This is a genomic window from Frankia sp. AgKG'84/4 (assembly GCF_023242965.2).
In the GTDB taxonomy this organism is placed as follows: domain Bacteria; phylum Actinomycetota; class Actinomycetes; order Frankiales; family Frankiaceae; genus Frankia.
Genome location: NZ_JALKFU020000170.1, coordinates 1 through 9,391 on the forward strand (window position 1 = coordinate 1; position 9,391 = coordinate 9,391).

Below are 9,391 nucleotides of genomic sequence, written 5' to 3' on the forward strand. Positions count from 1 at the left end.
TTTGGGTGGGTTGGTTTTTTTTTTAATGTGCGGGGGGCGGGCGGGGCCGGGGGGCCCGGCGGGGGGGGGGCGCGGCGCCGGCCGGTCGCCGGCGAGGCGCCAACGGCTCCTGCTCGCCCTCGTGCGCGGCGAGGTGGCGTCCCTGCTGGGGCGCCCGTCGGCCGAGTCGGTGCCGCCCGGGGCGGCGCTGCGCGAGATCGGTCTCGACTCGGTGCCGGCGCTGGAGCTGCGTGGCCGGCTCGGCGAGCTGACCGGACTACGACTGGCGCCGACCCTCGTCTTCGACCATCCGACACCTCGCGCGTTGGCCCGTCACCTGCTGGCCGAACTCGACACCGGCGGCGAAGGGGAATCCTGGGGGAACGCCCCGGCCCGGCCGTCGCCGACCACCCCGAACAGCGCCGACGGCGCGGCCGGCGTGGGCGAGGGCGTGGGCCTCGACGACCCGATCGCGATTGTCGCGATGAGCTGCCGACTACCCGGGGGCATCGATGACCCGGACGCGCTGTGGCGGCTGCTCGACGACGGCGCGGAGGTGGTCGGGGGGCTGCCGCGTGACCGTGGCTGGGACCTCGACCAGCTCACCGCGGCCCAGCCGGCCCAGCACGGTCCCAACCGGCAGCGCGAGGCCGGCTTCCTGACCGGCGCGGCCGCCTTCGACGCGGCCTTCTTCGGGATCAGCCCGCGGGAGGCACTTGCGATGGATCCCCAGCAGCGCCTGCTGCTCGAGACCTCCTGGGAGGCCCTGGAACGGGCCAGGATCGACCCGACGAGTCTGCGTGGCACCGACACCGGGGTGTTCGCCGGGGTGACCGAGCAGGGATACGGTCCGAGGCTGGACGCGGCACCCGCCGACCTCGAGGGCTTCGTCCTGACCGGCACCACCGCGAGCGTCGCCTCCGGGCGGGTGGCCTACGTGCTTGGCCTCGAAGGACCAGCGGTGTCGGTGGACACGGCCTGTTCGTCCTCGCTGGTGGCCATCCATCTCGCCGCGCAGGCGCTGCGCCGCCGGGAGTGCTCGCTGGCGCTGGCGGGCGGTGTCACCGTGATGCCCCATCCGGGTTCGTTCATCGAGTTCAGCCGGAAGGACGCGCTGTCCGCCGACGGCCGGTGCCGTGCCTTCTCCGCCGACGCGGCCGGGTTCGGGCTGGCCGAAGGCGTCGGTGTCCTGGTCCTGGCAAGGCTGTCGACGGCGCGCCGGGCCGGGCATCCGATCCTCGCACTGATCCGTGGCAGCGCGGTGAACTCGGACGGTGCGAGTAACGGCCTGACCGCGCCCAACGGGCGGTCCCAGCAACGGGTCGTCCAGCGGGCGCTGGCCGCGGCGGGACTCGCCCCAGGTGATGTCGACGCCGTCGAGGCCCACGGCACCGGCACGCCGCTGGGCGACCCGATCGAGGCCGCGGCCCTGCTCGCCACCTACGGCCGGGACCGGCCGGTCGGCCGTCCCCTGTGGCTGGGCTCGGTGAAATCCAACGTCGGCCACCCGCAGGCGGCCTCGGGCGTGGTGGGCGTCATCAAGATGGTCCTGGCGATGCGCCACGGCCGGCTGCCGAAGACGCTGCACGTCACGTCACCAACACGGCACGTCGACTGGTCTTCGGGTGCGGTGCGGCTGCTGACCGCGAGCACCCGGTGGCCGGCGACGGAGCGCCCACGGCGGGCCGGCGTCTCCTCCTTCGGGATCAGCGGGACCAACGCCCACGCCATCATCGAACAGGCGCCCGCCGCCGCGGCCGGCCTCACCACCGGCCCGCCGAGGAGCGCCACGACGCCGGGTGCGGCCGAATCCGCCGGGCCCGGTCCCGCCCCGAGGGTGGTCCCCTGGCTGGTTTCCGGCCGCGGCGAGGCCGCGCTGGCGGCGCAGGCGCGGCGCCTGCGGCTCCAGATCGAGCGGGACGTGGACGTGGACGGGGACGGGGACGTGGACGGGGACGGCCTGGCGCCGGGCCCGGCGCTGGCCCGGCCACGCGACACCGGTCACGCGCTGGCCACCACCCGGGCGGCGCTGAGCCATCGCGCCGTCGTCGTCGCCACCGACGTCGATGAGTTCCGCTGTGGACTGCGCGCGCTCGAGGCCGGCCAGCCGGCGGCGAACCTGACCCGGGGCGTCGCCGACATCGACGGCGACATCGCCTACGTCTACCCCGGTCAGGGCTCCCAGTGGGACGGCATGGTCCGCGACCTGCTGGCGGACGAGCCGGCTTTCGCGGCCCCCCTGGGCGAGTGCGCGGAGGCGATCCTCCCGCACACCGGCTGGTCCGTGCTCGACGTGGTGCGCGGCGAGGCGGGGGCACCGAGCCTGCGACGCGTGGACGTCGTCCAGCCGGTCCTGTTCGCGGTGATGGTGGGGCTCACGGCGTGGTGGCGGTCCCACGGAGTGGAACCCGCGGCGGTCGTCGGACACTCTCAGGGCGAGATCGCGGCGGCCTGCGTCGCCGGCGCGCTCTCGCTGCCCGACGCGGCGAAGGTCGTCTGCGTCCGCGCCCGGGCGTTGCGCGCCGCGGCGGCCGGCCGGGGTGGCATGGTCTCGGTGTCGCTGCCCAGGGACGCGCTCGAGGCGTCACTGCGGTCCTGGCCGGGTCGCCTCGAGGTCGCCGCGGTCAACGGGCCGGGATCACTCGTGGCGGCCGGTGATGCACAGGCGCTGGACGAGCTGCTGGCGCGGTGCGAGGCCGACGGCATTCGGGCTCGGCGGATTCCCGTCGACTACGCCTCGCATACGGCTCAGATGGAGGCGCTGCGTGAGCGTCTGCACCAGGAACTGGCCGACATCAGCCCACGCCCGGCCACCATCCCGTTCTACTCCAGCCTCACCGGATCGGAGCTGGACACCGCCACGCTCGACGCGGACTACTGGTACCGCAACCTGCGCGAGACGGTGGAGTTCCAGCGGGCCACCGAGGCGCTGCTCGCCGACGGGCACCGGGCGTTCGTCGAGATCAGCCCGCACCCCGTCCTGACAGCGGCGGTGGAGGACACGGCGGCGCGGGCGGACCGGTCGGTCGTCGTCGTCGGATCGCTGCGCCGCGACCACGGCGGCCGGGAACGGCTGATGGCCGGGGCCGGGGAGCTGTTCACCCGCGGTGTGGCCGTCGACTTCACCGCCGCGTTCACGGACTCGCGCGGTGACCGGCCGCGCCCGGTCGACCTGCCGACCATGGCGTTCCAACGCGAACGGTTCTGGCTCGAGCCCCCGGTGACCAGGCACCCCGAGGCCGCGGGGGACGGGTGGCGCTACCGCGTCGCCTGGCGACCGATGCCACCGCGACCGATGCCACCGCGACCGATGCCACCGCGACCGATGCCACCGCGACCGGTGCCACCGCGACCGGTGCGGGCCGCCCCCATGGCGGGCGAGCCGTCCCCGGGCACCCGGCCCGGCTCCTGGTTGATCGTCGTGCCGGTCGGCGCCACGGATGCCCTGGCCGATGGCTGTACCGCCGCGTTCACCCGGGCCGGGGTGCCTTCGGCGATGCTCCACGTCGATCCGGCCGCGGTCGATCGCGACGCGCTGACCCGGCTGCTGTCGTCGGTTCTGCCGGACGGTTCCCGGGGCGGCGTCCTGTCCCTGCTGGCCCTGGACACCGATCCACGTCCCGGTCATCCCGAGTTCGTCCGTGCCCAGGCCGCGACCGTCACCCTGCTCCAGGCGCTCAGCGATGCCGGGGCCGACGGGCCGCTGTGGTGCGTGACCCGGGGTGCCGTGCGCGCCGTCGCGGGCGACACGGTGCCGAGCCCGACCCAGGCGCTGGTGTGGGGTCTCGCGCAGGTCACGGAGTTGGAGTACCCCGATGTGTGGGGCGGGATCGTCGACCTGCCCGCCGACGGCGAGGCGGCACACCTCGATCTGCTCGCCGCCGTTCTGCGCGACCCGGACGGCGAGAACCAGCTGGCGATCCGCCAGTCCGGGGCGCTGGTCCGGCGGATCACCCCCGCCCCGCTGCCCGGTGCCGCGGATCGGCCATGGCGACCACGGGGAACGGTTCTGATCACCGGCGGGACCGGCGGAGTGGGGGCATGGGTCGCACGGTGGCTCGCCGGGGCCGGTGCCGAGCGTCTCGTCCTCGCCAGCCGGCGTGGCGCCGACGCACCTGGCGCGGCCGAGCTGGCCGCGCAGCTGCGCGATCTCGGCGCCGACGTGTCCCTGGTCAGCTGCGATGTCGGTGATCGCGAGGCCGTCGCGCGGCTGCTGGCGGGCCTCACGGCGGGGCCGCCGTTGCGCGCGGTCGTCCACGCCGCGGCCGTCCTCGACGACACCGTCGTGGACCGGCTGACAGCGCGGCGGATAGCCGGCGTGGCACGGGTCAAGGCCGGCGGCGCCTGGCATCTGCACGAGCTGACCCGTGAGCTGGACCTGGACGCGTTCGTGCTCTTCTCGTCGGTGACGGCGACCTTCGGACTGCCCGGCGTCGCCAACTACGCCCCGGGCAACGCCTACCTGGAGGCGCTGGCCGAACACCGCCGGGCGCGTGGTCTGCCCGCGACCGCCGTGGCGTGGGGTCTGTGGGCCGACGGCGGCATGGTCGAGGGGTCCGCCGGCGAGCGGCTGCGCCGCCACGGTCTGCTCGACATGCGGCCGGACCTGGCGACGCGGGCGCTGCGGGACAGCCTCGATCACGATCTCGCCACCTCGGTGGTCCTCGACGTCGACTGGGATCGGCTGGTTCGCACGCTGGCGCGGGGCCGCCCGAAACGACTGTTCGACGAGATCCCGGCAGTCCGCCGAATGGTGGGACCGCCAGTGTCCGTCCCGGGTACGCAGGCGGCGACGGACGCGCCGTTCGTGTTGCGCCAGACGCTGGCGGGGCAGCCGGAGCCCGCGCGCCTGCGGACGCTGGTGGCGCTGGTCGGCACGCACGCGGCCGCGGTGCTCGGACACGGCTCGGTCGCGGCGATCGGCTCCGAGGCGGCGTTCCGCGACCTTGGATTCGACTCGCTCACCGCCGTCGAGCTGCGCAACCGGCTGAACGCGGCGGCCGGAACGCGTCTGCCGACGACTGCCGTGTTCGACCATCCGACTCCGGTGGCGCTCGCCCGCGCACTCGGCGCGCTGTGCGGGCGGGACCCCGCGGACGGGGCACCGGCCACCGGGGCGCTGACCGCGGGCGGTTCGGCCGCGGCGACGGTGGCCCACGTCCGTACGGAACTCGACCGGTTCGCACCGGCCCTGTCCGCCGTGTGCGCGTTGGGCCCCGAGTCCGCTCCGGAGCGGGCGGAGATCGCTCACCGGCTGCGCCAGCTGTTGTCCGAGCTGGTCGCCGAGCCCTCGGTCGAGGTGGAGCCCACGCCTGACTCGGACGACGAACTGTTCGACCTGCTCGACTCCGAGCTCGAAACCCCCTGATCCAACGACTCCCTGACCCACCGACTCCCTGACCCAACGAGTCCCTGACTGCCTGACTCCCTGACCCGGCGACCACAGGAGTACGCGTGTCGCACCATGGAATGTCGCCGCGACCGGGCGCCGTCGCGTGAACACCGAGGACCGGCTTCGCGACTACCTCCGGCGGACCACCGCCGATCTGCGCCTCGCCCGGCGGCGACTGGCGGACGTGCAGGCCGCCGAACGGGAACCGGTGGCGATCGTGGGGATGGCCTGCCGCTTCCCCGGCGGGGTGCGGACACCGGCCGAGCTGTGGCGGCTGCTGGTCGACGGCCGGGACGCCGTCACCGACTTCCCCGTCGACCGGGGCTGGGACCTCGACGGACTGTACGACCCGGACCCGGACCGGCCCGGACGCTCCTACGTGCGTTCGGGTGGTTTCCTCGACGACGCCGGCACGTTCGACGCCGAACTGTTCGGCATCTCGCCGCGGGAGGCCCTCGCGATGGACCCCCAGCAGCGGCTGCTGCTGGAGACCTCCTGGGAGGCGATCGAGACCGCCGGGATGAATCCCCAGGTTCTGCGCGGCGCCGACACCGGGGTCTTCGTCGGTACGAACGGTCAGGACTACGCCTCGAACCTGCCGGTGACCCCGCCCGAGGCCGAAGGTTTCCTGCTGACCGGACGGGCGGCCAGTGTCGTGTCGGGCCGCCTCGCCTACGTCCTGGGCCTGGAGGGGCCGGCGATCACCGTCGACACCGCCTGCTCGGCGTCCCTGGTGGCGCTTCACCTGGCGTGCCAGGCGCTGCGCGCCGGTGAATGCCGGACCGCGCTCGCCGGCGGTGTGACGATCATGTCGACGGCCGGGCTGTTCGTGGAGTTCAGCCGCCAGCGCGGTCTCGCCCGTGATGGCCGGTGCAAGGCGTTCTCCGACGACGCCGACGGCACGGGCTGGGGCGAGGGCGTCGGCGTGCTGGTGCTGGAACGTCTCGGCGACGCGCACCGTCTCGGCCACCGGGTCCTGGCTGTCATCCGTGGTAGCGCGGTCAACTCCGACGGTGCGAGCAACGGCCTGACCGCGCCGAATGGTCCGTCCCAGCAACGAGTGATCCGCCGGGCGCTGGCGGGGGCCGGACTCGGACCGGGTGACGTCGACGCGGTGGAGGCCCATGGCACCGGGACCGTCCTGGGCGATCCGATCGAGGCCCAGGCGCTGCTGGCGACCTACGGACAGCAGCGGCCGGCCGACCGGCCGCTGCTCATCGGCTCGTTGAAGTCGAACATCGGCCACACCCAGGCCGCCGCCGGCGTCGGCGGCGTGATCAAGATGGTGCTGGCGATGCGGGCCGGCGTGCTGCCCCGCACCCTGCATGTGAACGTTCCGTCCAGCAAGGTCGACTGGTCGGCCGGCGCCGTGCGGGTGCTGACCGAACCCGCACCATGGCCGGTCACGGAACATCCACGCCGGGCCGGCGTCTCGGCGTTCGGGGTCAGCGGGACGAACGCCCATCTCCTGCTCGAGCAGGCACCACCCGACCCGGACAGCTCGGACCCGCCGGCGGCACCTGCCGCCCCGAGCGCCTTGGACACCCGGGACGGTGCCGGCCCGCCCGGCCCGTTTCCGCTGGTCGTGTCGGGCCGGGGTGCCGACGCGCTGGCCGCGCAGGCCCGCCGGCTGCACGACCATCTCCAGCGGCGCCCGGAGCTGGGCCTGGCGGAACTGGGTCACGCCCTGGTGACGACCCGGGCAAGCCTCGGGAACCGGGCGGTCGTCCTGGCCGGGGACCGGGTCGAGGCCCTCGATGGGCTTGGCGCGATAGCCCGCGGCGAACCGACTCCACACGCCGTGAGCGGGTTCGCGGGACCGGCCGGTCCGGTCGCCTTCCTCCTGCCGGGCCAGGGCAGCCAGCGCCCTGGCGTCGGCGCGCGACTGCACGAGACCAGCCCGGTCTTCGCCGCCGCCCTCGACGAGGTGTGCGGGCAGTTCGACCGGCACCTGCCGCGTCCCCTGCGCGAGGTTCTGTTCGCCGCCCCCGGGACGCCCGCCGCGGCGGCGTTGGACCGGACCGGCTTCACCCAGCCGGCGCTGTTCGCCCTCGAGGTCGCGACGGTCCGGCTGTTCGAGTCGTGGGGCGTCGTCCCCGACCATCTGCTGGGCCATTCGGTCGGCGAGCTCGCCGCCATCCACCTCGCCGGCGTTCTGTCACTACCCGATGCCTGTGCGCTGGTCGCCGCACGGGGCCGGCTGATGGAAGCGCTCGCACCCGGCGGCGCGATGGTCGCCGTCGAGGCGAGCGAAGGCGAGGTGCTGGCGGCGTTGGTCGACCTGGCGGACCGGGTGGACCTGGCGGGCGTCAACGGCCCGATGGCCAGCGTGATCTCCGGAGACGCGGCGGCCGTCGACGAGCTCGCGGCCCATTGGCGTGCCCGGGGACGGCGCACCACCCGCCTGCGGGTCAGCCACGCGTTCCACTCCCCGCACATGGACCCCATGCTGGCGCGGTTGCGCCGGGTCGCCGAGCGGCTCACCTACGCGCCGCCGCGCATTCCCGTGCTGTCCAACCTCACCGGTCAGCCGCACACCGTCGAACAGATCACCTCGCCCGACTACTGGGTGCGCCACGCCCGCGGCGCGGTGCGTTTCGCCGACGGTGTCCGCTGGCTGGACGAGGCGGGGACACGGGCCTACGTCGAGGTAGGGCCGGGCGGCGCGCTGAGCGCGATGACGCGCCAGTGCCTCGACGACGCCGCGCCCGCCGTACCCGCCGTACCCGCCGAAGGAGCCTCGCGACCCATCGTCGTCGCGACCCTGCGCCCGGGGCAGCCCGAACCACAGACCTGCCTGACCGCGCTGGCCAGCCTGCACGTGGGTGGACTGTCGGTGGACTGGCCGGCGGTCATGCCTGCGGCCGGGAGCCGTCCCGTCGAACTTCCGACCTATGCCTTCACCCGCCAGAGATACTGGTTGGCGCCCCCGGAACCGGCCCTCGGCCGGTCGCGGTCCTGGCGCTACCAGGTCGAATGGAAGCCACTCGGCGTCGCCGCGTCCACCTCGCCGACCGGCACCTGGCTGCTGGTGACCGCACCCCGCCAGGCGGACGACGGTCCGCGCGCGCAGTGCGCGCGGATGCTCGCCGCCGCGGGCGTGGAGGTCGTCGAACTCACCTGGGATCCGGTGCGTCCGGGCGACGATCCCTCCAGCTGGACACGGGCGCTGCGGGACGTGCTGCCCCCGGGGCGCCGCGTCGACGGGGTGCTCGCGTTGCTGGCGACCGATATCCCGAGCGACGGCGGCGTTCCGAGTGACGGCGGCGTCGACCGGGCGGACGGCGCGGCGCCACCCGAGACGCTGCTCGCCGCGCTGGGTCTGTTGCGGGGCCTGGATGACGTCGGCGCCGGCCTGGGCGACGATCGCCCCGCACCGTTGTGGTTGGTGACCCGCGGTGCCGTCGGCGTCGGGCCGGACGAGGAACTGACCAACCCGATGGCGGCGGCCCTGTGGGGGCTGGGCCGGGTCGCGGCGTTGGAGCATCCGCGCCGCTGGGGCGGACTGATCGACCTCGCCGGTCCCGGGTCCGACGCGGAGATCTACCGGATGCTGGCAACGGTGCTCGCGGGCGGATTCGGCGGCGAGGACCAGCTGGCCATCCGGCCAGCCGGGGTGTTCGTCCGGCGCGTCTCGCCCGCCCCGGACATCAGCCGGTCAGCAGGTGCGGACCGACCGGCGTGGACACCCCACGGCACGGTCCTCGTGACCGGCGGATTGGGCGCTCTGGGCGCGCATACCGCCCGCTGGCTCGCCGCAGCGGGGTACGACCGGTGACCTCGGCGATCTCACCGAAGTCGTAGCAGAACACGTCGTGCAGGATGAACGCCGTGCGCTCCGCCGGGCTGAGCGCCTCGAGCACGACCATCATCGCGAGACTCACCGACTCGGCCAGCGTCACCCGGTCCGCGGGATCGGCCACACCGAGTGGCCCGACGCCGCCCGCCGACCCGTTCGCGACCGGCACCGCCGTACCCGTGACCAGCGCCGCGTCGGCCACCGGCGCCCCGGCGTCGACG

The 9,391-nt window shown here is 74.6% G+C and carries 2 protein-coding genes and 1 pseudogene; all 3 read left to right on the forward strand.

The window, feature by feature from the left end; genetic code table 11:
- Positions 1-31 precede the first annotated feature (31 nt).
- Positions 32-5,347: pseudogene (locus tag MXD58_RS12760) on the forward strand (SDR family NAD(P)-dependent oxidoreductase); the annotation flags it as partial.
- Between the two features lie 127 nt (positions 5,348-5,474).
- Positions 5,475-9,149: a type I polyketide synthase gene (locus MXD58_RS30290; protein WP_308301958.1), complete on the forward strand. Its 3,675-nt coding sequence runs from the start codon at positions 5,475-5,477 to the stop codon at positions 9,147-9,149.
- A 44-nt stretch (positions 9,150-9,193) separates the two neighbouring features.
- Positions 9,194-9,391 (forward strand): hypothetical protein (locus MXD58_RS30695; protein ID WP_308301959.1); only part of this gene is annotated, 198 nt, incomplete at its 3' end.